Genomic DNA, 26,960 nt, shown 5'->3' on the forward strand with positions numbered 1-26,960 from the left:
ATTAAATTGATGTATTCGTCCTGTAACTACAACTTGTTTTTTTCGTTGTATGTATTCGTTTTAGTGCTGGAGAGGCTAATAAAAAAGATAGCAAGTAATAAACAATTTTTAGTAAAGGTCATGAGTATTTTTTGTAATTGATGATAATAATCTTGTGTATGAAGTATAAGGTAAAATAAGAGTAGCTATTTTAAATTTGTATGTTTTTTGTTTTTCCATTTTTTGTGACAATAGCAAAAGCCCCTTCAATTTTCATAGTATCATACTCGCATGGAATAATAACTTTTCCATCCAGATTCATCAATCCATGCTTGTTATATTTTGAAACAAAAACAAAATTATTGTCAACTTTAAATTTGTCGTATTCGCATGGAATGATTGTTTTTCCGTCCAGATTCATTAATCCATACTTATTGTATTTAGAAACAAAGACAAAACTTCCTTCGATTTCAAATCCATGATATTCGCAAGGAATGATTGTTTCTCCATCAAGATTCATCAATCCACGTTTGTTGTTTTTCAAAGTAAATACAAAACTTTGTTCAACTTCAAATCTGTCATAAATGCATGGAATGATTGTTTCTCCATCTAAATTCATTAATCCTTGTTTATTTCCATTTAAAGTAACAATAAAACCTCCTTCAATTTCAAACCTATCATATTCACAAGGAACAATTACTTTTCCGTCTAGATTTATCAAACCACGTTTATGATTTTTAAAGGGGATTATAAAGCGTCCTTCAAATACAAATTTATCATATATGCAAGGAACTATTATTTTACCATCTAGAGTCACCAAACCATGCTTATTGTTTTTTGTAACAAACACATAATTACCTTCGATTTTATATTCGTCGAAATCCTTGGTGTAATCAACTTTTTTGTCCTGAATTTCTAATTTAGTATTTTGTTCTTTTTTAGGGTTTTTGTCTTGCCTTTTTAATACTGTTTCCTGTTCCTTTTTAGGTGTCTTAGATTGTGCATCAATACTAAATATATTGATACATATAAACGTTAATATTAAAATAGAAGTAGATAAGATTGAAATTTTTTTCATTGCATTTGTTTTAAAATTAAAGAGATCTTTTATATACCATAAAAATGTATGGCTTTTCAATTTTGAATTTTGATTCTCAGTTTCAAAAAAATCAACTCCTAGAGTTTCAGAAATAATTTTAATAGTAGAGCTTCGTGGTTTAACAGCGCCAGATTCTATGCGCTGGATAGTACGTGTAGTAATATTACATTTTTCAGCAACATCTGTTTGTGTAAGACCTCTAGCTTTTCTGATTTTAATAAGTTGTTTTCCGAAATCTAGTGTTTTCATTCAAATTGAATTTTAAGTAAAATTATTAGCAATCAAGATGCAATCCAAAAATCAGCGTTGCTTTATGCACGACATTTATACGACATTTGGTTTTAAGTATAGTGTAATCAGTGTTTTTTGTTAATTTATTTTAGTCCAATTATACTTTTTACCCTTGTACTATTTGGATTTCGAAAACGCCACCATTTTCATTTCTGATAAACTTTAGTGTAGCATTGGCTTTTTTAGATTCAAATAGGCCATCTCCAATTGGTAGAAGATCGACTCCAGTTCCTGGCTGACTTGGTTATGTCAAAATCAATTGATCAGCTAGTATTATTATTTCCATTGTTTTTGCTTTTTTGCCTTCTAGTTTATAAGTTCCTGTATATTCCTCTAATTTATAGGATTCAATAGTTGCTTTTTTTGAAATTTCTATTGGTTTTTCTAAAAGCAAACTTGCTAAATAATTTGCAATTTCTTCTGTTCGAACAAATCCAGTATTGGCTAAAATACAAATATACACGTCTTCTTTAACTAACCATAAACCGCTAGTGGTAAATCCAATTTGATTCCCTCCATGTTGAATGGTTGTATTTCCTTGAAGTTTCTTAATAAAAAAACCAAATACGTATTCAGTCGAACGCCCATCGGTTAGAATATTTGCTTTTTACTTTCATTCGACAAAATAATGCTGTCTTTTAAAGCTCTATTCCATAAAAATAAATCATCGACTGTAGAAACGATGTAGGGAATGAAACGGTGCTTGAAGGTGTATAATGTCCTCCACTCAAACTATAGCCTTGTGGAACTCTGTCTCTAAAGAAATGATTTTGATATCCTAAATCAGAGATTACTATACTCATATTCAGTTCCTAGGCTTAAATTTCAAAAGGTTTGTTTAAAAACCATGTAAATTCTTCAGGTAAGTGTTCTTTAAACAGTAAATAATATTCTTTATCATCGACATTAAAATAAGGAATTCCTGATGTATGTGTTATCAAATGTTCAATAGTAATTGGATACCTATCAGGAGGAAAAAAGGTGATGTATTTTTGCAGTGTGTCATTGAGTGATAGCTTACCATTTTCAGCAAGTTTTAAAATAGCTGCTCCAGTAAATTGCTTGGTCATTGAAGCGATTTCAAAAATCATATTTGTTTGAATAGGTTGTTTGCTTTCAAGATTAGCTAAGCCAAATGGTTTTTTGTAAATCACAAGCTTGCCACTAGAAATTAATCCAACAGCAGCTGGTTTGTTTACTGGAAATTCATTTTTTAAAAACTATCAATATCAGGTAGAGGATTATGTAAGTGTGGTGCATTTGATAAAAATGCCGAAAAGGTAAAGAAGAAAAATAATAATCTGTTTATGTTCATACTTGTATAAATAGATTTTCGAAAACTATTTTTCATCTACAATCATGCCAAATAATATTCAATAATTACGAATATAGCTGAATTTTTTTTCAGACTCAAAATAAAGATTACTGAAAATCAATAGATTGAGATGTTACTTTCGTTATGGTACAGGGTCATAACCCGAACCACCCCAAGGATGGCAACTAAAAATACGTTTTATGGCTAACCATCCACCTTTTAACAAGCCATGTTTTTGTAAGGCTTCTTTGGTGTATTGTGAACAAGTTGGTGAATATCTACAGCTTGCTGGTGTTAGTGGTGATATCAATGTTTGGTACACTTTTATCAGCAGTAAAAACGGTGCAATGAGTAGTTTTTTCATTGAAGTTTATTTGTGTGTTGTTTAGTTGTTAAGTCGAAATCGACCAAATGCAAACGACTTTACGACAAACTAAAAGTAGTACCTTCTTTTCCATCCTTTAGTTGAATACCAGCTTCAGCCAGTTCATCGCGAATTTTATCTGATAAAGCAAAATCTTTATTAGCTCTAGCATCTTGTCTTAACCTAATTAAAATATCAACAGCGCCCGATAATTTATCGGTTCCTGCATCTTTTTTAGTGACGTTTTCAAGACCTAGAATATCAAAAGTGAAAATGTTTATGGTATCTTTTAAAAGTGATAAATCTTCGGTGGTTAATGTTGCAATACCTTCTTTTATTTGATTGATATATTTAACGGCTTCAAATAAATTGGCGATTAAAATAGGTGTATTAAAATCATCATTCATAGCATTGTAGCATGATTGCTTCCATGCTTTTACGTCTATAGATGAGGTTTCAGAAGGTTTTAAATCATTTAATAAATTGATAGCATCCATTAATCTGTAAAAACCTTTTTCACTGGCCAGTAAGCCAGCATTGGTTAAATCAAGAACACTTCTGTAATGTGCTTGCGTTATAAAAAAACGAATCACACTTGGTGCAAATGCTTTACTGAAGAATTCGTTATTTCCAGACAGTAATTCATCAGGGTTTACGGTGTTTCCTGTAGACTTAGACATACGTTGCCCGTTTAATTCCAACATATTGGCATGCATCCAATAGTTAACAGGCGATTTTCCTTTGGCTGCTTCGTTTTGTGCTATTTCACATTCGTGATGCGGAAATTTCAAATCCATACCACCACCGTGAATATCAAATTGATCGCCAAGATATTTTGTACTCATAGCGGTACATTCTAAATGCCAACCTGGAAACCCGTCACCCCAAGGAGAAGGCCAACGCATGATGTGTTGGGGCTCGGCTTTTTTCCAAAGCGCAAAATCTTGTGGATTTTTTTTATCACTTTGGCCGTCTAATTCTCGGGTGTTATGAATTAAATCTTCCAGTTTACGCTTGCTTAATATGCCGTAATCATTGGTTTCGTTAAACTTATGAACGTCAAAATAAACAGAACCGTTTATTTCATATCCATACCCGTTAGCAATGATATCTTTAATAAGTTCAATTTGTTCAATAATATGTCCTGTAGCGGTTGGCTCAATGCTAGGTGGTAAAAAATTAAACGTGTTTAATATATTATGAAAATCTACGGTGTAGCGTTGCACTACTTCCATAGGTTCTATTTGTTCTAAACGGGCTTTTTTCGTTATTTTATCTTCACCTTCATCAGCATCATTTTCTAAATGGCCAGCATCAGTAATGTTTCTTACATAGCGTACTTTATATCCCAAATGTTTTAAGTAACGGAAAATCATGTCGAAAGACATAAAGGTTCTTACATTTCCTAAATGAACATTACTATAAACGGTTGGTCCACAAACATACATCCCTACATAACCTTCGTTAATAGGTGTAAAAGTTTCTTTAGTGCCCGTAAGTGAATTGTATATTTTTATTTGATGCTGCTGAAAAAGTTGCATTATGGTTTGATGTTAAGCTGTTTAAAACTTGGTGTCTAACTTTATATAATCTAAAAACTCTCTTCGAGTGGATTCTTCTTTGAATTTTCCGCCAAATTCGGAGGTTACGGTGCTACTTTCAATATCGCGAATACCTCTAGAATTTACACACAAATGTTTGGCATCAATAACACAAGCGACATCTTGAGTATTTAAAACATCTTGAAGTTCTTTTACCACTTGAATAGTTAAACGTTCTTGTACCTGAGGGCGTTTTGAATAATAGTCTACAATACGATTCATTTTAGATAAACCAACTACCGAACCATTTGATATATAGGCGATATGAGCTCTTCCAACGATTGGTAACAAATGATGCTCGCAAGTTGAGTATACCGTGATGTTTTTTTCAACGAGCATTTCACCGTATTTGTATTTGTTATCGAAAGTAGAAGCACTTGGTTTTCTTTTTGGATCTAAACCTCCAAAAATTTCTTTAACAAACATTTTGGCAACACGGTTTGGTGTACCATTTAAACTATCGTCTGTTAAATCTAATCCTAAGGTTTCCATGATATGACGTACATCATCTTTAATGATTTCTATTTTTTCTTCATTAGAAAGTTTAAAAGCATCTTGTCTTAATGGTGTTTCAGACGATGTTCCTATGTGGTCGTCTCCTAAAAATTCGAATTCTTCTATGTTATTTTCAATTTTCATGTGTTGTTGTCTATTGTTTTATCTGTCACATCCATATGATCCTTACAGGTAAATGTCTACTTTAGGTTATGAATGTTTCATCTATCAACTAAATCACGATTTTGGTCTGCAAAGATAAGCAAAACACTTTTCTTATGTTTTGTATTAACAAACAATTAATTTCCTCTCATGTATGTCTGTATTTTATAATTAAAATTACATTGAAAACAAAAAAGCCTGAACTTTTTTAAATTCAGGCTTTTTTAAATTTCATGAATGAAATTAAATATTAAAACTTAATGAAAGCGTTATGTTTGAGTTTGTTCTGTCAATTACCGCAGCATCTGTTAGGCCAACATTGTATAATGATGTTTCGTTGGTGCGATTCGCTTGATCGAAAGTGACATCTAATTTGGTATTCCCAAAGTTGTATCCTAAACCTACTGAATAGCCCGTTAAATCGCCTACTGTAACGCCATCTTTATATGGGCTTTCTTCAAAGCGATAACCACCTCTAAAGCTCAATTGCTTCACTTTATATTCGCCACCAAGTCTATAAGTAGAAGCATCGGTTAGAACATTGCTAATTATAGCATTTTGGTCTGCGAAAAATGTATCAGACGTTGGTTTAAATTTTGTTTTGCTATAATCTTTTCTAGAATAATCAAAACTTAATAAGCCTTGCGTGCCAAATATATAGGCCAAACTTCCTGTTATTTTTGAAGGTGTTTGGAGTTTGTAGCGTGGGTATACGTTCACTGTTTGTGGGTTAATGACTTGTGTTTCAGTTGGTCCAAAATAGGTGTGAACTGTTGCTAAATATTGTGATGTTTCTTCTTCAATGGTATACCAAGTTGGCGAATCGAAGGCAACACCTAATCTAAACTCTGGGCTTAATTTTATAATACCTCCTAATTGAAAAGAGAAACCATTACCAGTTGTAGATAAATTGTTTTCAAATTCGATGCTATTTATAATAGAACCGGCATTTGAGTTGTTTTCGAATAATAATGTTGAACGGTGATAATCAATAAAATGTGAGTTTAGGTTTAAGCCTATATATAAATTGTCTTCGTATTGAGCTGCCATGTTAAATGAGATTTTCCCGTTATAACCTGTTGAGGCGTATGAATAATTATGGTTAAAATTACCATTAGCTAAATTTGAAAAGTAAGTGGTGTTAGCATCATCATCGGCATCTGGTTCTAAAATATAAGATTCAAATCCTAAAAAAGCTTGTTGATGCCCAAAACCATGAACATTTCCAATATCAGTATAAGCATTAGCTAAGGATTCGTCATCAAAAGCTGAGATTTGATCCAATCGCTTTCCATCTGCATAATTTAAAAAGTAAAGATCTATAGATTGGTTGTTTGTATTTGTTCCCCTAGCATTCCAATTATCTTCATAATTATTAGTTCTGTCGTAAGCAACACCTATTGTGAATTTTCGCCAAGGCGAGTTGTTTCTATTTTCAAAAACAAAGGCCGCACCTCCTTGATTGATGTCAAAATTGGAGTTATTACTTGAAGTAAATCCATTAAAATATTGCGTATCATTTGAGGTATCAACATTCGATAAAGTAAAAGAGGCATGGCTCTGGCTGAACACAGCCGAACTCGCTGGGTTTATACTAACCGCACTCATATCGCCACCTAAGGCTCCAAACGCACCGCTTAAGGCTCTAAAACGAGCTGTTCCTTGAATTTCACTTTGTGAGTATCGTAACGCATCACTAATATCTTGAGCGTTTAATGAGCACACCGATAGTATGCCTATAAATAGTAGGTTTAACTTTTTCATAGTGTAATTTTTATTTTTTAAGATTTATCGTCTTCTTCCACCACTGCTACTTGAAGAACCAGAACTTCTACTACTTCCAGAACTTCCGCTTGAAGATCTTGTACTACTAGAAGAAGAACTAGAGCTTCTGCTAGGTGTATATGTAGAATTGTTTGAAGAAGAATTAGAGTACGTTCTTGAATTATTGCTATTGGAAGGCGTGTAAGTACTTCCTGAACTTCTTCTTACAGTAGAAGACGATCTAGTTGTAGAATTTGCTGAAGGAGTACTAGTACTATAAGTTCTTCTTTGAGTATTTGTATAAACACGTGTTCCGTTAGAATTGTATTGTCTCGAATTATTAGTAGAAGTTGACGCATTTGTATTTACACTACTTCTTCTAGAAGTGTTATATTTTGAAACATTATCAGCACTAACTGTATTGCTTCGTCGAGAAGTATTATAACTATTATTGTTGCTTAATCTAGAGTTGCTACTGTAATTACTGCCTCTTCGGCTCGCACTGTAAGACACATTGCGTCTATTGTAATAGTTATTATTACCATAATATCCATAGTTATTATATCCATAATACCCATAGTGTCTATAAGGATTGCCATAATATCCATATCCCCAAGGATTGTAACTCCAACTACTGTAAAAACCACCATAATAGGGAGAATTCCAATAAGAATCATAACCCCAGTTATTGTAACCATAACCCCAACGGTTGTAATAAGGACGGTTCCACCAGTAGTTATTAAATCCAAAACCATAATCTTGATGAATGTTTATAGTAACATTCGATTGGTCTTGTCCCCAACCCCCATAGCCTTGGTAGTTGTTGTTTAAAGAATCGTTTTCAATGTATTCATTACCTTCATAGGTGTCTATGTCGGTAAAAATTTCATTGTTAGACATCATGTATTCAGACTCTAAAGATTTATTCTTAAAATAATTTGAATAATAATTATTGTTTGAATTTTGAGGTGTTTCAACTACAGCTTCTTCGTATTGTACGGTTCTAGGTGTTGTATTTCCATAAATGCCATCATTATCAACACCAACATATTGATAAGAACCACATGAGTATAAGCCAAATACTAAGCTAAGAATTGCCAAGTATGGCATTTTTTTTATTAAGTAGGTATTTAATTGCATATCTCTTGATTTTTATTGTTGAACATAACAAAAATAGTTAGTTTTGCTGAACTATTTTTATATTTAACATAGTCACAATATTTGTGCCAAAACATACATATGAGTAAAAAACTTACTAGTAGGGCAGAAGATTATTCCAAATGGTATAATGAATTGGTTGTCAAGGCAGACCTAGCAGAGAATTCAGCGGTTCGCGGTTGTATGGTAATTAAACCATATGGGTACGCTATTTGGGAAAAAATGCAAGCAGAATTAGATAAAATGTTTAAAGAAACAGGACATCAAAATGCCTATTTTCCATTATTTGTTCCAAAGAGTTTATTTGAAGCAGAAGAAAAAAATGCAGAAGGTTTTGCTAAAGAATGTGCTATTGTAACACATTATAGATTGCAAGCTGATCCAGATAGACCAGGGAAATTACGTGTAGATCCAGAAGCGAAACTTGAAGAAGAATTAATAGTGCGCCCAACAAGTGAAGCTATTATTTGGAACACTTATAGAAACTGGATTCAGTCTTACCGAGATTTACCCATATTAATAAATCAATGGGCGAATGTGGTGCGCTGGGAAATGCGTACACGGTTATTTTTGCGTACAGCAGAATTTTTATGGCAAGAGGGTCATACAGCTCATCAAACGAAAGCCGAAGCCATGACAGAAGCTAGATTGATGAACAATGTATATGCCACATTTGCTGAAAATTTTATGGCAATTCCTGTTATACAAGGTGTGAAAACTGAAAGCGAACGTTTTGCAGGTGCCGATGAAACTTTTTGTATTGAAGCATTGATGCAAGATGGAAAAGCACTTCAGGCAGGAACATCACACTTTCTTGGACAGAATTTCGCAAAAGCATTTGATGTTAAGTTTGCTAATAAAGAAGGAAAGCAAGAGTATGTTTGGGCAACTTCATGGGGTGTTTCAACGAGGTTAATGGGGGCTTTAATTATGACGCATAGTGATGACCATGGATTGGTGTTGCCTCCAAGTCTAGCGCCAAATCAAGTAGTTATTGTACCGATATATAAGAGTGATGAAGAATTTGCAGCAGTATCTGAAGTTGCAAAAGGTATTTTAATAGATTTAAGAGCAAAAGGCATTACGGTTAAGTTTGACGATAGAGATACGCAACGTCCAGGAGCTAAATTTGCACAGCACGAATTACAAGGTGTGCCATTACGTATTGCCATTGGTCCCAAAGATTTACAAAATGGCACCATCGAGCTAGCCAGACGCGATACTTTAACAAAAACAGTGGTTGCTTTAACGGATTTAACAAATACCGTAGAAAATTTATTAAAAGAAATACAAGAAACTTTATTTAAAAAGGCTCTTGATTTTAGAGATTCTCATATTACAGAGGTGAATTCTTTTGATGAATTTAAGGATGTTTTAGAGAAAAAGACAGGGTTTATTTCGGCACATTGGGATGGTACTAACGAAACTGAGGAAAAAATAAAAGAGCTTACCAAAGCGACAATTAGATGTATTCCTTTGGAAATGAAGGAGGGAGAAGGTGTTTGTGTGTACTCAGGAAAGCCTTCAAAAGGGAGAGTCTTGTTCGCAAAAGCATACTAATAATTTTTTTTTAAAAAAGTTTGCGTAGCTATTGTGACATTTAAAAATAGTTGTATTTTTGCATCCGCAATGGAAACGTTGTAAGTTATTTGAAAATAAAGTTACGCAAATTTTGAATTTTTTAGTTGTAGATTTAAAAATTAAATTTATCTTTGCGCACTCAAAACAAATGGCCCGTTCGTCTATCGGCTAGGACGCCAGGTTTTCATCCTGGTAAGAGGGGTTCGACTCCCCTACGGGCTACAATTTTTAAAAAAAAATAAAGTATAAAATGGCAAATCATAAGTCAGCATTAAAAAGAATTAGAAGTAACGAAGCTAAACGTTTAGTTAACAAATATCAGCATAAAACAACTCGTAATGCTATTAAAAAATTACGTGAGTTAACTGATAAGAAAGAAGCTGAAGCATTATTTCCTTCTGTAGTTTCTATGTTAGATAGATTAGCTAAGAAAAATGTTATTCACTTTAATAAAGCTGCTAACCTTAAATCTGGTTTAGCTAAGCATGTTGCTGCGCTTTAAGACTTTCATTTTTTAAAAATATTCAAAAGCTTCTCTATATAGAGAAGCTTTTTTTATGAATTTTTTCGGCTATAAGCATGTATATGAAATTATACAGGCAGTTAAAATAAAAATGTAAAATCATAGAATAAATAGCCGTATTTGATTTCTAAAAATCTAAATTTGCAAATACAATAAATTAATTATTCACATAAATATTACCCTTTTGGAAAATAAAGCAGCACTTAAATTAATAGACAAAATTCTGAATGATCTTGATAAAACAGGTATTAATACAGATGCATTAATTAACGATATTAAAGAATTAAGAACGTATGCTTTAGAAGAGCAAATTCCGTTAGTTGTAAAGGTTCTTAGGCTTGCTTACGAGCACATTGAAGAGAATGACTCCTTTCTAATACCTATGCTTGTTGATGAAGAAGATGATGTCGAGGTCGAAACCGAAAATGAGCCTGTTGAAAGCTTAAAATATTTAATTGCACTTACAAAAAACCTTAACAACAAAATAAACATATCAGATTTAAAAGAATATAGAGATCTTTTAAATCAATATTAGTAAGAAACCATCCATACTTTAAAAATAAAAAAGCCTTAACAAATTTGTTAAGGCTTTTTAAGTTTAGTTTAATGTTTAGTTAGTGTGTTATCCATTCATGGATATTAAAAATTCTTCGTTATTTCTAGTCTGTTTAAAACGTTGGTTAATAAATTCCATAGCTTCAACAGGATTCATATCTGCAAGGTACTTGCGCATTACCCACATGCGTTGTATGGTGTTTTCGTCAAGCAATAGGTCGTCGCGACGTGTGCTTGAAGAAGTCAAATCGATAGCAGGGAAAATACGACGGTTCGATATTTTTCTATCTAATTGTAGCTCCATATTACCGGTTCCTTTAAATTCTTCAAAAATGACCTCGTCCATTTTAGAACCAGTTTCGGTAAGTGCTGTAGCAATAATGGTTAAAGAACCACCATTTTCAATATTTCTAGCTGCACCAAAGAAACGTTTTGGTTTATGCAATGCATTAGCATCTACACCACCACTTAATATTTTACCTGAAGCAGGTTGTACTGTATTATAGGCTCTTGCTAAACGTGTAATAGAATCTAAAAGAATCACGACATCGTGTCCACATTCAACTAAACGTTTTGCTTTTTCAAGAACGATATCGGCAATTTTAACATGCTCATGTGCTTCTTTATCAAAGGTTGAAGAAATCACTTCGCCACGTACATTACGTTGCATGTCCGTTACCTCTTCTGGGCGTTCATCAATTAATAAAATCATTAAGTAAACCTCAGGATGATTGGCAGCAATAGCGTTGGCAACATCTTTAAGCAACATGGTTTTACCCGTTTTTGGTTGCGACACAATCATACCACGTTGTCCCTTTCCTATAGGTGAAAACAAATCCATAATTCGAGTAGAAATAGTGCTTTGTTTTTCTGCTAAATTGAATTTTTCTTGAGGAAATAATGGTGTTAAATGTTCGAAAGACACACGGTCTCTTACAACTTCTGGTTTTTGCCCATTAATTCTTATGACCTTAATTAAGGGGAAATATTTTTCGCCTTCTTTAGGAGGTCTTACATTTCCTAAAACAGTATCACCTTTTTTCAATCCAAACAAACGAATTTGAGATTGCGATACATAGATATCATCAGGTGATGATAAGTAGTTATAATCCGAAGAACGTAAAAAGCCATATCCATCTTGCATAACGTCTAAAACACCTTCACTTTCAATAATGGCGTCAAATTCGAAATCTGGTTCGCGATAGCGATTTCTATTATCTTTATTTCCAGCATCTACATTACCGTTTTTTTGGTTTTTGTGTTGATTCTGGTTTTTTTGATTCTGGTTTTGATTATGCTCTCTTTTAGTATTAGCCGGTTTTTGTTGATTGTCGTTTGAACGCTCGTTTTGAACCCTAGGTTTAGGTACGTTAACTGGCTTTTTAACTTCTTTTGTTTCTACAGGTTTTGTTTCTACAGGCCCTTTTTCTGTTTTTTCTACAGGTGTTGGTGCTTTTGAAACCACCGTTTTTTCTACTATAGTTTTTTGATCTTGTGGTTTTAAAGGGGTGTTTTTTACCGGTTTTAAAACACGCTGTCTAGGCTTTTTTACTTCCTTTTTTTCTGAACTGGCTGTAGGTTGTGAAGTGGGGGTTATAACTGATTCAACAGCTTTTGGGTTTGTAGCTTGATGATCTAGTATTTGGTAAACTAAATCTGCTTTTTTTAATGAACGGTACTTTGGTACGTTCAATTTTTGTGCAATCTCTTGTAAATCAGAGAGTTTTTTTTCGTTTAATTGTGAAATTTCAAACATTGATGTTTAATATAATATGTGTTTAGAATATAAATTAGAGTTATTCTGAAAAAAAATGAATTTTATTCTGAAGAATTAACAACCTCTACGTGTGGTTGTTGAGAATTATTACTGCAATTATACAACTTTATTTTAATTTTTTACATTTATTTTACAAAATAAACTATTATTTTTGCATTCAAATGTTTTAATTTATATGTTACAACGCATTCAAACCGTATACCTTTTAATCGCTGCCATTGTTTCTGCGGGATTAATATTTGTGTTACATTTATGGGTTACCAATGAAGATGTTATAATATATGCCAAAGACAATTTACTGTATTTAGGAATGTTTCTTGGGTCGGCATTCATATCGTTAATAACCATATTTAAATATAAAAACAGGAAGTCTCAATTTATGTTGGGACGACTTAATATCATATTAAACTTTATTTTACTAGGATTTTTTGTGTATCAATCTCTAAACATATCTGGAGAGACGGCGGTTTCTGAGAAAGGTATTGGGATGCTTCTTCCTATTGTTTCTATCGTATTTTTGGCTTTAGCCAATAAAGCCATCAAGAAGGATGAAGATCTCGTAAAATCTGTAGATCGATTGCGATAAAACCTAATATCTTAGTAGTATTAGTGCGTTAAAACCCAAGGTGAAAGCTTTGGGTTTTTTAGTTAAAAGATCGTTTTCAACATTAAAGGAATGTTTTTTTACGGATTCGTCCATCACTGTTTGGAATTTCATAATTATGAAAAAAAAGCAGGTAGTTTAAAGAGGGAGAAACCTAGGTTGTTAAAATGCTTTGAACTGTGCTCAACAAGCTTTAACTTTAACATTGAAAGATTCAGTAGAATATATTGGACCTCTATGGTCTAGCAATTAAGATTAATCCTGTAATTTACAATACTATAACCTCGTTATAACCATACTATAACCATGCTATAACTACTAAGTATCTACTAAGTATCTATATAGTTGCCTGGTCCTAAAACAACTACACATATTATTAAATAAATTCTAATATAATTATACAACTCTTTTTTTATTCGGATTGTTATAGGGCTGATCGTTTTTCCGTTTTTTAAAGTTTTTATATCGCGTAAAATTTTTGTTCTGTTATTGAATGAGACAGCATTTGTATTATTACATCTATAATATAAAATGATTAAGCCCGTAAAAACGTCAAAATATTGCGAAAATCGATAAAATGCACCAATCTTCAAAATGGGTTGCTAGAGAGTCTTTAGGGGGCGCAAAATATATGTTGATTAGGTTTTTAAGAAACCTCTTTTGTTATTGTGTTAAAAAAAAGCATAAAAAAAGTCTGGAGAATTTCCAGACTTTTTGACTTTTACCTAAGTAAAATGTTATTTTATTTCAACAAGTTCTAATTCAAATGTTAAATCTTGTCCTGCTAATGGATGGTTAGCATCTATAATGATGTGTTCTTCGTGAACTTCCGCTACACGAAATTGTACTTCAGTACCATCTGGGTTTTTTGAAGCCAATCCCATGCCAACTTCTGGAGTCATATCCTGTGGTAATTGATCTTTCTTTACTTCATGAAACAATTCCTTTTGTACTTCGCCGTATGCTTCTGTAACAGGAATGTTAATTGTTTTTTTCTCATTAACCTTCATGTTTACCATGCCTTTTTCAAAACCAGGAATTAACATGCCTTGGCCTAAAGTTATTTCTAACGGCTCTCCTCTTTCTAGTGAACTGTCAAAAATTTGACCATTGCTTAATTTTCCTGTGTAATGAACTTTTACGGTATCATTCTCTTTTACTTGACTCATAAATAATTATGTTTACTGTTTTTAAATAGGTGCAAAACTACAATTTATGAATTGATTGCCATAATCTTAGCCGATTAATGCTTCTGTTTAGGAAAATATTAACATAAAACGGCTGTAAATATGGGAATAAGCATTTATATTAAAAGTAGATTTACTTCGGAAACTCTATAACTTCTAGATTATCTATTTTACCACCATCTATTGTAAAGCGAAGCATGGTTCGAACTTTATGAAACCCATGTTTGCCAACCGCTCCGGGATTCATATGTAATAAGTTTAGTTTTTTATCGGGCATCACTTTTAAAATATGTGAATGTCCACAAATAAATAGTTTGGGAGGGTTTGTTCTAATTTCATCACTAACTCTCATGTTATAAGCACCTGGATAGCCGCCAATATGAGTCATCCAAACATCGACGCCTTCACACATAAACCGATTATTTTCGGGAAATTCACCTCTAATTTTAGCTTCATCTATATTGCCCCAAACCGCACGCAGGGGTTTTAATGTTTTAATAGCATCGGTAATTTTCAAATCGCCAATATCGCCCGCATGCCAAACTTCATCGGCTTGCTTTACATGTTTTAAAATGGCATCGTCTATATAGCTATGGGTATCGGAAAGTAAAAGTATTTTTAGCATAAATTTTTATTGAAAATCTTTTAATATATAATTAAGAATGATGCCTTCGCAGGAAAGACAAAACTGTCTATCTTTGTTCTTTCAACAAAAGTATAAAAACAAATTGCGATATTTTATAGAACTTTCTTATAATGGCACTGCATATTATGGTTGGCAAAAACAGCCCAAAGCTATATCTGTACAAGAAGTTGTTGAAAAAGGCTTGTCTTTACTTTTGAAGGTGAAAGTTTCTATCATGGCAGCAGGTAGAACCGATACAGGTGTGCATGCGCAACAAATGTTTGCTCATTTTGATGTTGATGTCGCTTTTAGTGAAACTGATTTGGTTTATAAACTCAATGCCTTTTTGCCGAAGGATGTAGCCATTCACACTATTTTTAAAGTGAAAGACGATGCCCATGCACGTTTTAATGCTTTAAGTAGAACCTATTTATATAGAATTTCGTTGCGAAAAAACGTGTTCAATTTTGATAATGCTTATTATGTGAAGCAGACTTTAGATATTGAAAAAATGAAGGAAGCTTCAAAAATTCTATTGCAGTATAAAGATTTTCAATGCTTTTCAAAAGTAAATACCGACGTTAAAACTTATAATTGTAACATCATGCAAGCAGAATGGTTTTTTGAAAACGACGAACTTCATTTTGTTATAAAAGCAGATCGGTTTTTAAGAAACATGGTGCGTGCTATTGTAGGTACCATGATTGAAATTGGTTTAGGCAAGTTGCAGATTGAAGATTTACATACTATTATAAATTCTAAAAATAGGAGTGAAGCAGGGTTTTCGGTACCCGCACATGCCTTGTATTTAACAACAATTGAATATCCAAACGATATAAAAATATAATGACCAAAGCGAAAGAAAATATTTTTGATTTCACATTATTTAAACGGCTGTTTCAATATATAAAACCTTATAAAGTCATCTTTTTTAGCTTACTAGCTTTGGTTGTTTTATTAGCCATTTTAAGTACGGCCACACCTTACATTACCAAATATGCCATCGATAATAGTATTGCGGTAAAGGAACCTAAAAACTTTTTGTTCTATGTGCTTATAATGTTTGCAGTTTTAATTTTTCAAACCATTTTCCAGCTTGCATTTATTTATTATGCGGCGTGGTTGGGACAAAATTTAGTGATGGATGTGCGTGTTAAACTGTTCAATCATTTACTGAGTTTTAAAATGAAATATTATGATAATTCTTCGGTTGGTGTTTTAATTACCCGAGCAGTGACCGATATGGAACGTATCGCTGATATATTTGGACAAGGCTTGTTCACTATTTTTAGAGATTTACTTGCTATGATAGTCGTTTTTGGTGTGATGGTTTACATTAACTGGCGCTTGAGTTTAATCGTTTTTATCATGTTACCGTTACTTATGTATGCCACTCGAATTTTTCAAAAGTATATGAAAGTTGCCTTTGAAGATGTTAGAAATGAAGTGTCTAATCTAAATTCGTTTGTACAAGAGCGTTTAACGGGTATGAAAATTTTACAGATTTTTACCCGCGAAGCTATCGACTATAAAAACTTTAAAGCCATAAACGAACGCCATAAAAAAGGTTGGTTAAAAACCGTTTGGTACAATTCTATTTTCTTTCCGTTGCCAGATTTGGTATCGTCTATAAGTATTGGTTTAATAGCTTGGTATGGTGGTTTAAATATTGTTTTAAAAGGCACCGAAGTATCTCAAGGAGATTTAATTGCCTTCGTCATGTTTATCCCCATGTTGTTTAGACCACTACGTCAAATGGCTGATAATTTTAATACACTTCAAATGGGCATGGTGGCGGCAAACCGCGTATTTAAAATTTTAGATACCACCTCGCATATTGATGATACAGGTACCCATGTGGTGGAACATTTTAAGGGCAATATCAATTTCGACAAGGTGTTTTTTAATTATGTTGACGATGAGGATGTTTTAAAAGGAGTTTCTTTTGATGTAAAATCGGGTGAAACAGTTGCTATTGTTGGAGCTACAGGTGCAGGTAAATCAACTATTATCAATTTATTAAATCGGTTTTATGAAATTAAAGATGGGGTGATATCTATTGATGGGATGGATATAAAACAGATAACTTTAGCATCGTTACGTACCCAAATAGCAGTGGTTTTACAAGATGTATTTTTGTTTGCAGATACCATTTTAAACAATATTACCTTAAACCATCCTGAGATTACAGAAGAAGAAGTAACCCAAGCAGCTAAAGAAATTGGGGTGCACAATTTTATTGTTAGTTTACCAGGTGGCTATCATTATAATGTAAAAGAGAGGGGAGTGATGTTATCTTCAGGGCAGCGGCAACTTATTTCGTTTTTAAGAGCGTATGTAACCAACCCCAGTATTTTGGTTTTGGATGAAGCAACTTCTTCAGTTGATTCCCATTCGGAACAACTCATTCAAAATGCTACTGATAAAATGACTAATGGCAGAACTTCTATTGTTATTGCGCATCGATTAGCTACGGTAAAAAAAGCAGATAAAATTATTGTGATGGACGCAGGTGAAATTGTAGAAGAAGGCACCCATGCTCAATTACTTAAAAAAGAAAATGGGTATTATAAGAATTTGTATGAAGTGCAGTTTTTGAAGGAGGAAACCATTTAAGCCAAATCGTTTTTAATCAATAAATTTAGTTGAGCGTTGTCTTCAAAAACTACAAATTCACCATCTTTAAAGTAGGAAATAGTTCCTGTTTCTTCACTAACAGCAAGTGCTAAAGCATCGGTTTTTTCGGTAACTCCAATAGCTGCTCTGTGTCGTAAACCAAAGCGTTTTGGGATGGTTTTTTCATTGTTCAAAGGTAAAATAACACGTGTTGCTTTTACAATATTATTGCTAACAATGATGGCGCCATCGTGTAACGGACTGTTTTTAAAAAAAATACTCTCAATAATGGGTTGGGTTACTTTTATATTCATTTCATCCCCTGTGTTACTTAAAAAATCTAAGTTGTTATTGCGTTCAAAAACAATTAAAGCTCCTGTTCTTGAATTCCCCATTTTTATACAGGCTGATAGAATGGCATCTACATTGGTTTCGTCGCTAGTCTCCGTTTTTAAGAATTTAAAATGTTTAAAAATTTTACCTCCTTTACCAAAATTAGTAGAGCCCACCATTAATAAAAATTTTCTAATTTCGGGTTGGAAAACGACTATTAAGGCAATAATTCCCACTTTCATAAAACCTCCAAAAATACCCGAAAGTAACTCCATATTCAGGAAGTTGGTGAGTCTCCAAACAAAATAAAGAATGATGATACCAATAAAAATATTAATGGCTACGGTACCTTTAACCAGTTTGTAAATGTAGTAGAGTAGTAGAGCTACTAGAATAACATCTATAATATCAACTACAGAGAATTTTAAAAGGTCATTGAAAATTTCCAAGGTAAAATGGGTTTTGGTAAATTTAGTAAAATATGATTAATTAAAAATGAATTCATTATTGGATATGGTAACATTTTTTAAACTGAATGTTGTTAATAAGGATTTAAATGAAACATATTCTTGAAACGTTAAGTTTTGATTGAAACTTAAGATTATTTCAACTGGATTCGCTTCATTTGCTAAGGCTATTTTGATGTTTTTTATAAAATTAGATGTATTTAAAACCAAAGCACTCAAATCAAATAGTGGAAACTCTGCATATATTTCTTCAGCAGAATTGAAATCAATTTTCATTTTGTTTGAAAAATCTATATTTGAATTAGCAGCTATATATTCATGAAACGATTCTTTATGATAAACCACATCTGTAAACTCTATAAATCCTAAACTCTTTTTACTGGTATCACTACAACTTAAATAATTTTTAGCTGTTTTGTTTTTATGGCTTGAATTTTCTTTTTTTTCTTGAAGAAATTGAATGTGAGGTATCACTTGTTTAAGCGTTAAGCGTTTATCTATATTGATTAACCAATTGGTGGTGCTAATCAGATTTTTTCTGTTTAACTCAACACTGTCAGCTTCAGTTTCATTATAAAACAAATAAGCAGCAGAGACATCGTTGATTTTTGATATATCTGAATGCGTTATTTCAGGAAGATTAACAATTTTATCCTTTCCGCAGGAAAAGAATAACAATAAAAAGGTAAGGTATACTATATTTTTCATAGGTTTTGACAGTTAGCAATTAGCAATTCAACGATTCAATCAATTTAACAGTTTCCATGGCTTCTTTTACATCGTGAACCCGTAAAATAGATGCGCCTTTTTGAAGTACGATGGTATTTAAAACGGTTGTGCCATTTAAAGCTTCGTTAGCTGTGTTTTTCAAAGTTTTGTAAATCATGGATTTTCTGGAAACCCCAACCAATATAGGTTTTTCAATCATTTTAAATAATTCCAACTGGTTTAGTAACTGGTAGTTTTGCTCTAATGTTTTTGCAAAACCAAAACCAGGGTCTACAATAACATCTATAATACCTAATGCTTTGGCTGCGTTAATACGTTCAGAGAAATAAAACAAAATATCTTTAGTTAGATTTTCATAATGCGTGTGCTGCTGCATGGTTTGTGGCGTGCCTTTCATGTGCATCATAATATAAGGAACTCGTAAACTGGCAATTGTTGGTAACATGTTTTTATCTAAATGTCCAGCAGAAATATCGTTAACTAATGCGGCACCCGTTTCAATACACAGTTTAGCTACGTTACTTCTAAAGGTATCAATAGATAGGAAAGTATTAGGGAAGTTTTTTATAACGATTTCAACTATTGGTAATATACGTTGTAATTCGATGTCTTCAGTTACAAAATCGGCATTAGGTTTCGAGCTGTAAGCGCCTATATCTATAAAGGTAGCTCCTTGATTAAGCATTAATTCAACATGCTTTAAAATAGCAGCTTCATTTTTATGGATACCACCATCGTAAAACGAATCGGGAGTCATGTTTAAAATACCCATCACTTTTGGTGATGATACATCGATGAGTGTTCCTTTACAATTAATAGTCATATTTTTTTCGCCACTAATGCACGAATGCTTTTTTTTGTTTGAAGTAAATTAAAAATACTTTCAAAATTAAGAATTCATAACTGGTTTTGTACTAAAAAGACAATTATTTGTGTAATGAGTACCACTTTAAAAAACATTTGAACATTCAACTTTGTTCTTTAAACTTTTTAAGCGAAATTTACACAAAATTCATTTTTATTACATGCCAGATACTTCAAAACAATACGATGCCGTAATTGATACCTGTAAAAGTTTATTTATAAAGAAAATGTCCGATTACGGAAGTGCATGGCGCATCTTGCGTTTGCCATCGTTAACCGATCAAATTTTTATTAAAGCACAACGGATTCGTGGATTGCAACAAAATGCTGTTAGAAAAGTAGATGAAGGTGAAGTAAGTGAGTTTATTGGTATTATAAATTATAGTATTATGGCTTTAATCCAGTTGGAAAAAGGCGTTGTAGAACAACCTGATTTATCAACCCAAGAAGCCACCGAATTATACGAAAAACATGTAGCTATCACCAAAAAATTAATGGAAGCTAAAAACCATGATTATGGTGAAGCATGGCGCGATATGAGAGTCAGCAGTTTAACCGATTTGATTTTACAAAAATTGTTACGTGTGAAGCAAATAGAAGATAATAAAGGTAAAACCTTAGTGAGTGAAGGTATAGATGCTAATTACCAGGATATGGTTAATTATGCGGTTTTTGCGATGATACATTTAAACGAAAAGTAGTTGTTATTTCTGTGGAAGCAGAATTCAATATAAAATATTAGTTTTAATTAATAAGATTCCTGACTTCTCAGGAATGATAAGAATTATGAGAATATTAGTAAGTATATCAAGAATTTTAGTAGGTGTTTTATTTATCATTTCAGGTTTAATTAAACTTAATGATCCGCTTGGGTTTTCATATAAATTACAAGAATATTTTAGTGTAGATGTTTTAAATATTCCGTTTTTAGAGCCTTATGCCTTAATAATTTCGGTGTTGGTGGTTGTTTTTGAAGTGGTTTTGGGTGTGTTTCTAATTATTGGATATAAACCAAAATTTACTGTTTGGAGTTTATTGGGAATGATTGTGTTTTTTACATTTTTAACTTTTTATTCAGCTTATTTTGATAAAGTTAAAGATTGTGGTTGTTTTGGTGATGCCTTAAAACTAACACCATGGGAAAGTTTTACTAAAGATGTTATTCTTTTAATTTTAATACTCATTTTATTTATTGGTAGTAAACATATAAAACCTGTTTTTAGTAGTTTGCAAACCACTATTTTGGCACTGTTGAGTTTTATTTTTAGCTTTTGGTTAGGATATCATGTGCTCATGCATTTACCAGTGATAGATTTTAGAGCCTATAAAATTGGAAACAATATTTTAGAAGGCATGTCTACACCAGAAAATGCACCTAAACCTATAGTAGAATATTATTGGAAATTTAAAGTAAATGGAGAAGAAAAAATAATCACTACCGATGGTTCATATCCAGACGTTGATGGCGATTATGTTGATGTCGATTCTAAAGTTATAGACGAGGGTTATAAACCACCAGTAGTAGATTTTTCAATAGAAAACTCCGAAGGCGATAATTTAACAGAACAATTTCTTTCAGAAGATAATTTAATTATAGTGGTTTCGTATAGTTTAGAACACATTGAAAAATCAGGAGCAGAAAAGCTTAAAGCGATGTCTGATGAAGCTATTAAAAAAGGATATAAAGTTATTGGATTAACGGCATCTGGTGAAGAAACGAAACAACAAATTAAGAAAACCTATGGTTTAAATTTCGACTTTTATTTATGCGATGAGAAAGCACTTAAAACCGTGGTACGTTCCAACCCTGGTATTTTAGAATTAGATAGAGGTACCGTAAAACAAAAAGTACATTGGAACGATATTGATGAATTAAAGCTGTAATATATTAAAATAGAAAAAATAAAAAGTTAAATCGTAAGGTGCCGTCGTTTAGTCGGTATTCAACTTAACAACTTAACAAACTGATAAACTACCTTCTAAATAAAATCACATATGCATTACTCACTTTGTTTGGAGTGGTTACTGTTATTTTCTTTTTATTTAACGTGCTTCCTGGAGATCCGGCGCAAATGATGTTGGGACAAAATGAAGGCAGCGATCAACTAGCTATTGTAAAACAAAAATACGGGTTTGATAAACCCATAAGTACCCAATATTTTTATTATTTGAACGATTTGTCTCCTATATCCTTTCATTCAAATGAAATGCAAGATTATACATTTTTAAAATCAGGAAAGTATTCAGCAGCAAAATTATTCTCTATAGGTAATACAACAACAGTTTTAAAGTTTCCTTATTTACGCGAATCGTTTACCAAACAAGGTAAAAAAGTGAGTGAAGTTTTAGGGGAAACACTACCTAATACCTTTGTGTTGGCAGTTTCTGCCATCGTTATAGCCATGATAATTGGAATCTTCCTAGGCATTATTTCAGCGTTGTATAAAGACCATTGGATAGATAAAACCATACAAATTTTAAGCACTTTTGGTATGAGCGTGCCCTCATTTTTTAGTGCCATTTTATTCGCGTGGTTTTTTGGTTTTGTATTGCATAAATACACCAATTTAGAAATGACGGGCAGTCTTTATGAGCTAGATGACTTTGGAGAAGCCAATCATCTCCAATTAAAAAACCTTATACTTCCAGCGGTAGTTTTGGGTATTCGTCCGTTAGCAGTCGTTATTCAACTTATGAGAAATTCATTATTAGAAGTTTTTAATCAAGATTATATCAGGACAGCTAGAGCTAAAGGGCTTAGTGAGTTTCAAATTATTACTAGACATGCTGTAAAAAACGCCTTAAACCCTGTGGTTACAGCCATTTCTGGATGGTTTGCTTCCATGTTGGCAGGCGCTGTTTTTGTAGAGTATATTTTTGGTTGGAATGGTCTAGGAAAAGAAATAGTAAATGCCTTAAACACATTAGATTTACCTGTGATCATGGGTTCGGTGTTAATAATAGCGTTATTCTTCATAATTATTAATATTTTTGTAGACGTTATTTACGTTTGGTTAGATCCTAAGGTGAAATTAGAATAATTCCTGAGCAGTCAGGAATCTCAAAACAGAAAAAAATGAAATATATATTAATATGCTTACTGAGTATTTTAAGCTGCAAAGCTCAAGATACACCGACACAATTTTCAGAAGCGGCATTAAACGATACGTTTGTAACACTCGAAGGCAAAACCATAGCTTTCAAAGATATTTTAGAAGCCAATAAAGGAAAAACCCTTGTGATTGATGTATGGGCATCGTGGTGTAAAGATTGTATAGGAGGGATGCCTAAAGTTAAAAGCTTACAGAAAGCAAATAAAGATGCCACCTACCTATTTTTATCTTTAGATAAAACCCAAGACGCTTGGAAAAAAGGCATCAAAAAATACGATGTACAAGGGCAACATTACTTTGTGGAGTCGGGGTGGAAAGGGCCTTTTTGTGAATTTATTCAATTAGATTGGATACCAAGGTATATGGTTGTGGATACAAACGGAAATATAAAATTATTTAAAGCCATAGAGGCTGATGATAAAAAAATTAAAGAAATTTTATAGTAATTAAATAAAATCCCTTCATTACAGGGTAAATTAAAAATGAGAAAACAAATTGTTGCAGGAAATTGGAAAATGAATAATGATTTAGCACAAACTGAATCATTAATTACAGCTTTAAAGGCACAAACGAAAACATCAAATGCCGAGGTGATGGTAGCTCCAACGTATACGAACCTTTTTCAAGCATTTCAAGCTTTAAAAGAAAGTGATATAGAAGTGATTGCACAAAACATGCACTTTGCAGAAAATGGTGCTTACACAGGCGAAATTAGCGCAAGTATGCTTAAAAGTGTTGGTGTAAAAACGGTGATTTTAGGTCACAGTGAGCGTCGTGAGTATTTTGGTGAAACAGATGCTATTTTAACTAAAAAAGTAGATGCAGCATTGGCAAACGGTTTACGTACTATTTTCTGTTTTGGTGAGGTTTTAGCCGATAGAAAATCTGGAAACCACGAAGCGGTTGTTGAAAGTCAAATTAAAAATGCCTTGTTTCATTTAGAAGCATCTGCATTTAAAAACATTGTGTTGGCTTACGAACCAGTTTGGGCTATTGGAACAGGCGAAACCGCAAGTCCAGAACAAGCACAAGATATGCACGCTTTCATCCGTCAAACTTTAAGCAATAAATACGGTGTTGATGTAGCAAACAGCGTATCTATTTTATATGGTGGCAGTGTAAAACCAAACAACGCACAAGAAATTTTTGGTAAGCCAGATGTAGACGGTGGTTTAATTGGTGGTGCTGCACTTAATGCAGACGATTTTTTTGCGATTGTAAACGCATTTTAAATAACTATTAGTACTTCAATTAATTTCGATTTTGTATTTAAATTGAATTAGAATATGGGCGTTACCCCGATAAAAATCGGGGTCGCGCTTTTCGTTATATCTTTTTTTCGTGCCTCAAAAAAGGATGCCACTACAATCGCTAACGCAACTCACAACTAACATCATATTTAAATTTAAATAATAGTATTTTCAGCATGTCAAATATCATTTACATTGGTTACGAGTTTAAAGTAACACCTATACAGCCTGGTGTAGAAATCCTTATAGCAGAACTCGGTTATGCAGGTTTTGAAAGTTTTGTTGAAACCGAAGAAGGTGTAACAGCATACATTCAAAAGGAAGAATGGAATGATGACATACTAAGCGATGTTCAAATTCTAAATTCAGAAGCATTTAAAATCGATTTCACATTCAACGAAATAGAACAAACCAATTGGAATGAAGAATGGGAAAAGAATTTTAACCCCATTGTAGTTGATGATCTATGTTCGGTTCGTGCACCATTTCATGAAAAACCAGATACTCAATACGATATCATTATAGAACCAAAAATGAGTTTCGGCACGGGACATCACGAAACCACCCATATGATGATTCAGCATATTTTAAAAAATGATTTTACAAATAAATCGGTTTTGGACATGGGTTGTGGTACAGGTGTTTTAGCTATTTTAGCAGAAAAGAAAGGCGCAAAACCTATTGATGCGGTTGATTACGATAACTGGTGTTATTTAAACAGTGTTGAAAATGTAGAACGCAATAATTGTAAAAGTATAACTGCAATAGAAGGTGATGCTAGTGCTTTAGCAGGTAAAAAATACGATATCATTATAGCCAACATCAACCGTAATATTTTACTTAATGATATGGAAACGTATGTATTGAGTTTAAATAAAGGCGGACTTCTATTTTTAAGCGGATTTTATAACGATGACATACCTGTTATTCAAGCAGAGTGTGAAAAACACATGTTAAAATTTGAAGAAAAATTAGAAAGAAACCATTGGGTTGCCTTAAAATTTTTAAATTAGTATCAAAATTTGATTTCCCTCTTTTAGGAAATCTTAGAAATGCAAAGGAATATGAGTACACAAGAAAAAACATTAGAAGAAGTATTACAGCAAGAAGAAGTGCTTACTCAAAACGAGATCGTGTTGTATAACGACGATGTTAATACCTTCGATCATGTGATAACAACGCTTATTCATGTGTGTGAGCATACAGCAGAACAAGCAGAACAATGTGCACTACTTGTGCATTACAAAGGGAAATGTACTGTTAAAACTGGTTTGTACGACGATTTAAAACCGCGTTGTAGCATGTTGCTAGAAGCGGGATTAAGTGCTGAAATTATCTAACGAAACCTTAATGTGGTAACTTGTCTTTTAGAACGCCATAAATAAAGGTTCCTACGATAGCAGCTGCAATTACAATAAGCATGCTATAAACACCAGATCCTAGTAAAATATACATAGGCCCAGGGCAAGCACCAACAAGCGCCCAACCTAAGCCGAAAATAGTGCCTCCAACAATATATCGAATGAGTCCGTTGTCCTTTTTAGGTACAAATATATCGGCTCCCCTAATGCTTTTTATATAACCTTTCTTTGAAATTTGAAGAAATAGAACACCACAAGCAATGGCAGTTCCTATAATACCATACATGTGAAATGATTGAAAACGAAACATTTCATAAATACGATACCACGATACCGCTTCCGATTTCACTAAAACAATACCAAAAAATACGCCTACTAGTAAGAATTTAAAATATGTCATTTGTCTAGTTTTATTGTTTTTTAAATGTCGAATGCGACTCGCTTTTAAATTTTTTAGTATAAATACTTGAATAAGTTGCTCGTTTCATAATCTAAAAAATTAAGGGTAAAATAAAATTCGTCATGATCAATCCTCCAATAAAAAATCCAATAACGGCAATGAGCGATGGTTTTTGTAAGCTACTAAGTCCTGTAATGGCATGACCAGACGTGCATCCACCTGCATAGCGAGTTCCAAAGCCCACCAACAGTCCGCCAATAATTAGTAAGAGTACACCTTTAGTTGAGGTTATGGCCTCCATGTTGTACATTTCTTGAGGTACTAAATCAGCTCCGGCATTTTCAAAACCCATGTGTTGTAACTCTGTAATGGTAGTAGGGTTTAAATCGGTAACACTATCGTTTGACAAATAATGGGTTGCTATAAAACCACCAATGATGGCGCCCGCAACAACGGTTAAGTTCCAGGATTCGTCTTTCCAATTAAATTTAAAAAAGTTAGAAAATTTATCAGCACCCATTATCGTGCACATGGTTCTTAAGTTAGACGACATGCCAAATGTTTTTCCAAAATAGAGTAAAAAAGCCATAACTATGGCTATAAGAGGGCCAGAGACATACCATGGCCACGGATTTAAAATATAATTCATACCTGTTAATTTAGTACAAATGTAAATAGAATTAAAACTTAGTTTTATAATAAATATGACTTAAGTTATATTATTAGTTAAAATGACTCTTAAGGAGC

General features: G+C 32.9%; 30 protein-coding genes and 1 tRNA gene. 14 read left to right on the forward strand and 17 right to left on the reverse strand.

What is annotated here, in order from left to right; genetic code table 11:
- Window positions 1–190: 190 nt before the first annotated feature.
- The 9 genes from QLS71_RS11520 to QLS71_RS11560 all read right to left on the reverse strand — a co-directional run bounded on the left by QLS71_RS11520 (window position 191) and on the right by QLS71_RS11560 (window position 8,210).
- Complete coding sequence (locus QLS71_RS11520; protein ID WP_308993406.1) at window positions 191–1,327, reverse strand: WG repeat-containing protein; 1,137 nt, start codon at window positions 1,325–1,327, stop codon at window positions 191–193.
- A 286-nt stretch (window positions 1,328–1,613) separates the two neighbouring features.
- On the reverse strand, window positions 1,614–1,832 hold the full coding sequence (locus tag QLS71_RS11525; RefSeq protein ID WP_308993407.1) for a hypothetical protein: 219 nt from the start codon (window positions 1,830–1,832) through the stop codon (window positions 1,614–1,616).
- 175 nt (window positions 1,833–2,007) lie between these two features.
- Window positions 2,008–2,172 carry a hypothetical protein gene (locus QLS71_RS11530; protein ID WP_308993408.1) on the reverse strand — a complete coding sequence of 55 codons (165 nt, stop codon included), beginning with the start codon at window positions 2,170–2,172 and terminating at the stop codon, window positions 2,008–2,010.
- 15 nt (window positions 2,173–2,187) lie between these two features.
- Window positions 2,188–2,541 carry a serine hydrolase domain-containing protein gene (locus tag QLS71_RS11535; RefSeq protein WP_308993517.1) on the reverse strand — a complete coding sequence of 118 codons (354 nt, stop codon included), beginning with the start codon at window positions 2,539–2,541 and terminating at the stop codon, window positions 2,188–2,190.
- Window positions 2,542–2,826: 285 nt separating this feature from the next.
- On the reverse strand, window positions 2,827–3,048 hold the full coding sequence (gene yidD, locus QLS71_RS11540; protein ID WP_308993409.1) for a membrane protein insertion efficiency factor YidD: 222 nt from the start codon (window positions 3,046–3,048) through the stop codon (window positions 2,827–2,829).
- Window positions 3,049–3,107: 59 nt separating this feature from the next.
- Complete coding sequence (gene cysS / locus QLS71_RS11545; RefSeq protein WP_308993410.1) at window positions 3,108–4,589, reverse strand: cysteine--tRNA ligase; 1,482 nt, start codon at window positions 4,587–4,589, stop codon at window positions 3,108–3,110.
- Window positions 4,590–4,610: 21 nt separating this feature from the next.
- On the reverse strand, window positions 4,611–5,288 hold the full coding sequence (folE, locus tag QLS71_RS11550; RefSeq protein WP_308993411.1) for a GTP cyclohydrolase I FolE: 678 nt from the start codon (window positions 5,286–5,288) through the stop codon (window positions 4,611–4,613).
- A 261-nt stretch (window positions 5,289–5,549) separates the two neighbouring features.
- Window positions 5,550–7,070, reverse strand: coding sequence for a transporter (locus QLS71_RS11555; RefSeq protein ID WP_308993412.1), 1,521 nt, complete (start codon window positions 7,068–7,070; stop codon window positions 5,550–5,552).
- Between the two features lie 24 nt (window positions 7,071–7,094).
- Window positions 7,095–8,210: a hypothetical protein gene (locus QLS71_RS11560; RefSeq protein WP_308993413.1), complete on the reverse strand. Its 1,116-nt coding sequence runs from the start codon at window positions 8,208–8,210 to the stop codon at window positions 7,095–7,097.
- A 99-nt stretch (window positions 8,211–8,309) separates the two neighbouring features.
- Here QLS71_RS11560 and proS point away from each other — a divergent pair, with 99 nt between their 5' ends.
- From proS to QLS71_RS11580, 4 genes are all read left to right on the forward strand, one after another.
- Complete coding sequence (gene proS, locus QLS71_RS11565) at window positions 8,310–9,788, forward strand: proline--tRNA ligase (protein WP_308993414.1); 1,479 nt, start codon at window positions 8,310–8,312, stop codon at window positions 9,786–9,788.
- Between the two features lie 171 nt (window positions 9,789–9,959).
- A tRNA-Glu gene (locus tag QLS71_RS11570) sits at window positions 9,960–10,031 on the forward strand.
- 28 nt (window positions 10,032–10,059) lie between these two features.
- Window positions 10,060–10,311 carry a 30S ribosomal protein S20 gene (gene rpsT / locus QLS71_RS11575; protein WP_308993415.1) on the forward strand — a complete coding sequence of 84 codons (252 nt, stop codon included), beginning with the start codon at window positions 10,060–10,062 and terminating at the stop codon, window positions 10,309–10,311.
- Window positions 10,312–10,516: 205 nt separating this feature from the next.
- Window positions 10,517–10,867, forward strand: a complete 351-nt coding sequence (locus QLS71_RS11580; RefSeq protein WP_308993416.1) for a hypothetical protein — start codon at window positions 10,517–10,519, stop codon at window positions 10,865–10,867.
- A gap of 87 nt (window positions 10,868–10,954) precedes the next feature.
- Here the strand turns inward: QLS71_RS11580 and rho are convergent, their stop codons facing one another.
- Window positions 10,955–12,643, reverse strand: coding sequence for a transcription termination factor Rho (gene rho, locus QLS71_RS11585; RefSeq protein WP_308993417.1), 1,689 nt, complete (start codon window positions 12,641–12,643; stop codon window positions 10,955–10,957).
- A 196-nt stretch (window positions 12,644–12,839) separates the two neighbouring features.
- On the opposite strand from rho, the gene QLS71_RS11590 reads away from it, so the two are divergent.
- A complete protein-coding gene (locus QLS71_RS11590; RefSeq protein ID WP_308993418.1) occupies window positions 12,840–13,250 on the forward strand; it encodes a DUF4293 domain-containing protein in 411 nt (136 codons plus the stop codon).
- Window positions 13,251–14,005: 755 nt separating this feature from the next.
- Here QLS71_RS11590 and QLS71_RS11595 read toward each other — a convergent pair.
- A complete protein-coding gene (locus tag QLS71_RS11595) occupies window positions 14,006–14,437 on the reverse strand; it encodes a peptidylprolyl isomerase (RefSeq protein WP_308993419.1) in 432 nt (143 codons plus the stop codon).
- Between the two features lie 151 nt (window positions 14,438–14,588).
- A complete protein-coding gene (locus QLS71_RS11600; protein ID WP_308993420.1) occupies window positions 14,589–15,080 on the reverse strand; it encodes a metallophosphoesterase family protein in 492 nt (163 codons plus the stop codon).
- Window positions 15,081–15,183: 103 nt separating this feature from the next.
- On the opposite strand from QLS71_RS11600, the gene truA reads away from it, so the two are divergent.
- Window positions 15,184–15,927 (forward strand): tRNA pseudouridine(38-40) synthase TruA, encoded by a 744-nt coding sequence (gene truA, locus QLS71_RS11605; protein ID WP_308993518.1) that lies wholly within the window; start codon window positions 15,184–15,186, stop codon window positions 15,925–15,927.
- Window positions 15,927–17,696, forward strand: a complete 1,770-nt coding sequence (locus QLS71_RS11610) for an ABC transporter ATP-binding protein (protein ID WP_308993421.1) — start codon at window positions 15,927–15,929, stop codon at window positions 17,694–17,696. The genes truA and QLS71_RS11610 overlap by 1 nt, the downstream gene beginning before the upstream one ends.
- Here QLS71_RS11610 and QLS71_RS11615 read toward each other — a convergent pair.
- The 3 genes from QLS71_RS11615 to folP are packed head-to-tail and all read right to left on the reverse strand — an operon-like array spanning window position 17,693 to window position 20,048.
- Window positions 17,693–18,478 (reverse strand): diadenylate cyclase, encoded by a 786-nt coding sequence (locus QLS71_RS11615; RefSeq protein ID WP_308993422.1) that lies wholly within the window; start codon window positions 18,476–18,478, stop codon window positions 17,693–17,695. The genes QLS71_RS11610 and QLS71_RS11615 overlap by 4 nt on opposite strands.
- Window positions 18,479–18,514: 36 nt before the next feature.
- Window positions 18,515–19,204 carry a hypothetical protein gene (locus tag QLS71_RS11620; RefSeq protein ID WP_308993423.1) on the reverse strand — a complete coding sequence of 230 codons (690 nt, stop codon included), beginning with the start codon at window positions 19,202–19,204 and terminating at the stop codon, window positions 18,515–18,517.
- Window positions 19,205–19,223: 19 nt separating this feature from the next.
- Entirely contained in the window at window positions 19,224–20,048 is an 825-nt protein-coding gene (folP, locus tag QLS71_RS11625) for a dihydropteroate synthase (RefSeq protein WP_308993424.1), read from the reverse strand.
- Window positions 20,049–20,250: 202 nt separating this feature from the next.
- On the opposite strand from folP, the gene QLS71_RS11630 reads away from it, so the two are divergent.
- The 7 genes from QLS71_RS11630 (at window position 20,251) to QLS71_RS11660 (ending at window position 25,792) form a co-directional block, all read left to right on the forward strand.
- Window positions 20,251–20,790, forward strand: coding sequence for a DUF1599 domain-containing protein (locus QLS71_RS11630; RefSeq protein ID WP_308993425.1), 540 nt, complete (start codon window positions 20,251–20,253; stop codon window positions 20,788–20,790).
- 85 nt (window positions 20,791–20,875) lie between these two features.
- Entirely contained in the window at window positions 20,876–21,973 is a 1,098-nt protein-coding gene (locus QLS71_RS11635; RefSeq protein WP_308993426.1) for a BT_3928 family protein, read from the forward strand.
- A gap of 80 nt (window positions 21,974–22,053) precedes the next feature.
- On the forward strand, window positions 22,054–23,130 hold the full coding sequence (locus QLS71_RS11640) for an ABC transporter permease (protein ID WP_308993519.1): 1,077 nt from the start codon (window positions 22,054–22,056) through the stop codon (window positions 23,128–23,130).
- Window positions 23,131–23,165: 35 nt separating this feature from the next.
- Window positions 23,166–23,645, forward strand: coding sequence for a TlpA disulfide reductase family protein (locus tag QLS71_RS11645; protein WP_308993427.1), 480 nt, complete (start codon window positions 23,166–23,168; stop codon window positions 23,643–23,645).
- A 39-nt stretch (window positions 23,646–23,684) separates the two neighbouring features.
- Window positions 23,685–24,434 (forward strand): triose-phosphate isomerase, encoded by a 750-nt coding sequence (tpiA, locus tag QLS71_RS11650; protein ID WP_308993428.1) that lies wholly within the window; start codon window positions 23,685–23,687, stop codon window positions 24,432–24,434.
- 194 nt (window positions 24,435–24,628) lie between these two features.
- Window positions 24,629–25,465 carry a 50S ribosomal protein L11 methyltransferase gene (gene prmA, locus QLS71_RS11655; RefSeq protein ID WP_308993429.1) on the forward strand — a complete coding sequence of 279 codons (837 nt, stop codon included), beginning with the start codon at window positions 24,629–24,631 and terminating at the stop codon, window positions 25,463–25,465.
- Between the two features lie 51 nt (window positions 25,466–25,516).
- The gene (locus tag QLS71_RS11660) at window positions 25,517–25,792 is read left to right on the forward strand and encodes an ATP-dependent Clp protease adaptor ClpS (RefSeq protein WP_308993430.1); all 276 of its coding nucleotides are present in this window, start codon (window positions 25,517–25,519) and stop codon (window positions 25,790–25,792) included.
- A gap of 7 nt (window positions 25,793–25,799) precedes the next feature.
- Here the strand turns inward: QLS71_RS11660 and QLS71_RS11665 are convergent, their stop codons facing one another.
- Together QLS71_RS11665 and QLS71_RS11670 are read right to left on the reverse strand one after the other, a co-directional pair.
- The gene (locus QLS71_RS11665) at window positions 25,800–26,213 is read right to left on the reverse strand and encodes a DUF6691 family protein (protein WP_308993431.1); all 414 of its coding nucleotides are present in this window, start codon (window positions 26,211–26,213) and stop codon (window positions 25,800–25,802) included.
- Window positions 26,214–26,304: 91 nt separating this feature from the next.
- A complete protein-coding gene (locus tag QLS71_RS11670) occupies window positions 26,305–26,862 on the reverse strand; it encodes a YeeE/YedE thiosulfate transporter family protein (RefSeq protein WP_308993432.1) in 558 nt (185 codons plus the stop codon).
- Window positions 26,863–26,960 lie beyond the last annotated feature (98 nt).

This window comes from Mariniflexile litorale, from assembly GCF_031128465.2.
GTDB classification, from domain to species: Bacteria; Bacteroidota; Bacteroidia; order Flavobacteriales; family Flavobacteriaceae; genus Mariniflexile; species Mariniflexile litorale.

Excerpts from the sequence above, each read along its gene's own strand:
- QLS71_RS11520 (WP_308993406.1), bottom strand. The coding sequence starts at position 1,327 with ATGAAAACACTAGATTTCGGAAAACAACTTATTAAAATCAGAAAAGCT.
- QLS71_RS11530 (WP_308993408.1), bottom strand. The coding sequence starts at position 2,172 with ATGAGTATAGTAATCTCTGATTTAGGATATCAAAATCATTTCTTTAGA.
- yidD (WP_308993409.1), bottom strand. The coding sequence starts at position 3,048 with ATGAAAAAACTACTCATTGCACCGTTTTTACTGCTGATAAAAGTGTAC.
- cysS (WP_308993410.1), bottom strand. The coding sequence starts at position 4,589 with ATGCAACTTTTTCAGCAGCATCAAATAAAAATATACAATTCACTTACG.
- folE (WP_308993411.1), bottom strand. The coding sequence starts at position 5,288 with ATGAAAATTGAAAATAACATAGAAGAATTCGAATTTTTAGGAGACGAC.
- QLS71_RS11555 (WP_308993412.1), bottom strand. The coding sequence starts at position 7,070 with ATGAAAAAGTTAAACCTACTATTTATAGGCATACTATCGGTGTGCTCA.
- QLS71_RS11560 (WP_308993413.1), bottom strand. The coding sequence starts at position 8,210 with ATGCAATTAAATACCTACTTAATAAAAAAAATGCCATACTTGGCAATT.
- proS (WP_308993414.1), top strand. The coding sequence starts at position 8,310 with ATGAGTAAAAAACTTACTAGTAGGGCAGAAGATTATTCCAAATGGTAT.
- rpsT (WP_308993415.1), top strand. The coding sequence starts at position 10,060 with ATGGCAAATCATAAGTCAGCATTAAAAAGAATTAGAAGTAACGAAGCT.
- rho (WP_308993417.1), bottom strand. The coding sequence starts at position 12,643 with ATGTTTGAAATTTCACAATTAAACGAAAAAAAACTCTCTGATTTACAA.
- QLS71_RS11590 (WP_308993418.1), top strand. The coding sequence starts at position 12,840 with ATGTTACAACGCATTCAAACCGTATACCTTTTAATCGCTGCCATTGTT.
- QLS71_RS11595 (WP_308993419.1), bottom strand. The coding sequence starts at position 14,437 with ATGAGTCAAGTAAAAGAGAATGATACCGTAAAAGTTCATTACACAGGA.
- QLS71_RS11600 (WP_308993420.1), bottom strand. The coding sequence starts at position 15,080 with ATGCTAAAAATACTTTTACTTTCCGATACCCATAGCTATATAGACGAT.
- QLS71_RS11610 (WP_308993421.1), top strand. The coding sequence starts at position 15,927 with ATGACCAAAGCGAAAGAAAATATTTTTGATTTCACATTATTTAAACGG.
- QLS71_RS11620 (WP_308993423.1), bottom strand. The coding sequence starts at position 19,204 with ATGAAAAATATAGTATACCTTACCTTTTTATTGTTATTCTTTTCCTGC.
- folP (WP_308993424.1), bottom strand. The coding sequence starts at position 20,048 with ATGACTATTAATTGTAAAGGAACACTCATCGATGTATCATCACCAAAA.
- QLS71_RS11630 (WP_308993425.1), top strand. The coding sequence starts at position 20,251 with ATGCCAGATACTTCAAAACAATACGATGCCGTAATTGATACCTGTAAA.
- QLS71_RS11635 (WP_308993426.1), top strand. The coding sequence starts at position 20,876 with ATGAGAATATTAGTAAGTATATCAAGAATTTTAGTAGGTGTTTTATTT.
- QLS71_RS11645 (WP_308993427.1), top strand. The coding sequence starts at position 23,166 with ATGAAATATATATTAATATGCTTACTGAGTATTTTAAGCTGCAAAGCT.
- tpiA (WP_308993428.1), top strand. The coding sequence starts at position 23,685 with ATGAGAAAACAAATTGTTGCAGGAAATTGGAAAATGAATAATGATTTA.
- prmA (WP_308993429.1), top strand. The coding sequence starts at position 24,629 with ATGTCAAATATCATTTACATTGGTTACGAGTTTAAAGTAACACCTATA.
- QLS71_RS11660 (WP_308993430.1), top strand. The coding sequence starts at position 25,517 with ATGAGTACACAAGAAAAAACATTAGAAGAAGTATTACAGCAAGAAGAA.
- QLS71_RS11665 (WP_308993431.1), bottom strand. The coding sequence starts at position 26,213 with ATGACATATTTTAAATTCTTACTAGTAGGCGTATTTTTTGGTATTGTT.
- QLS71_RS11670 (WP_308993432.1), bottom strand. The coding sequence starts at position 26,862 with ATGAATTATATTTTAAATCCGTGGCCATGGTATGTCTCTGGCCCTCTT.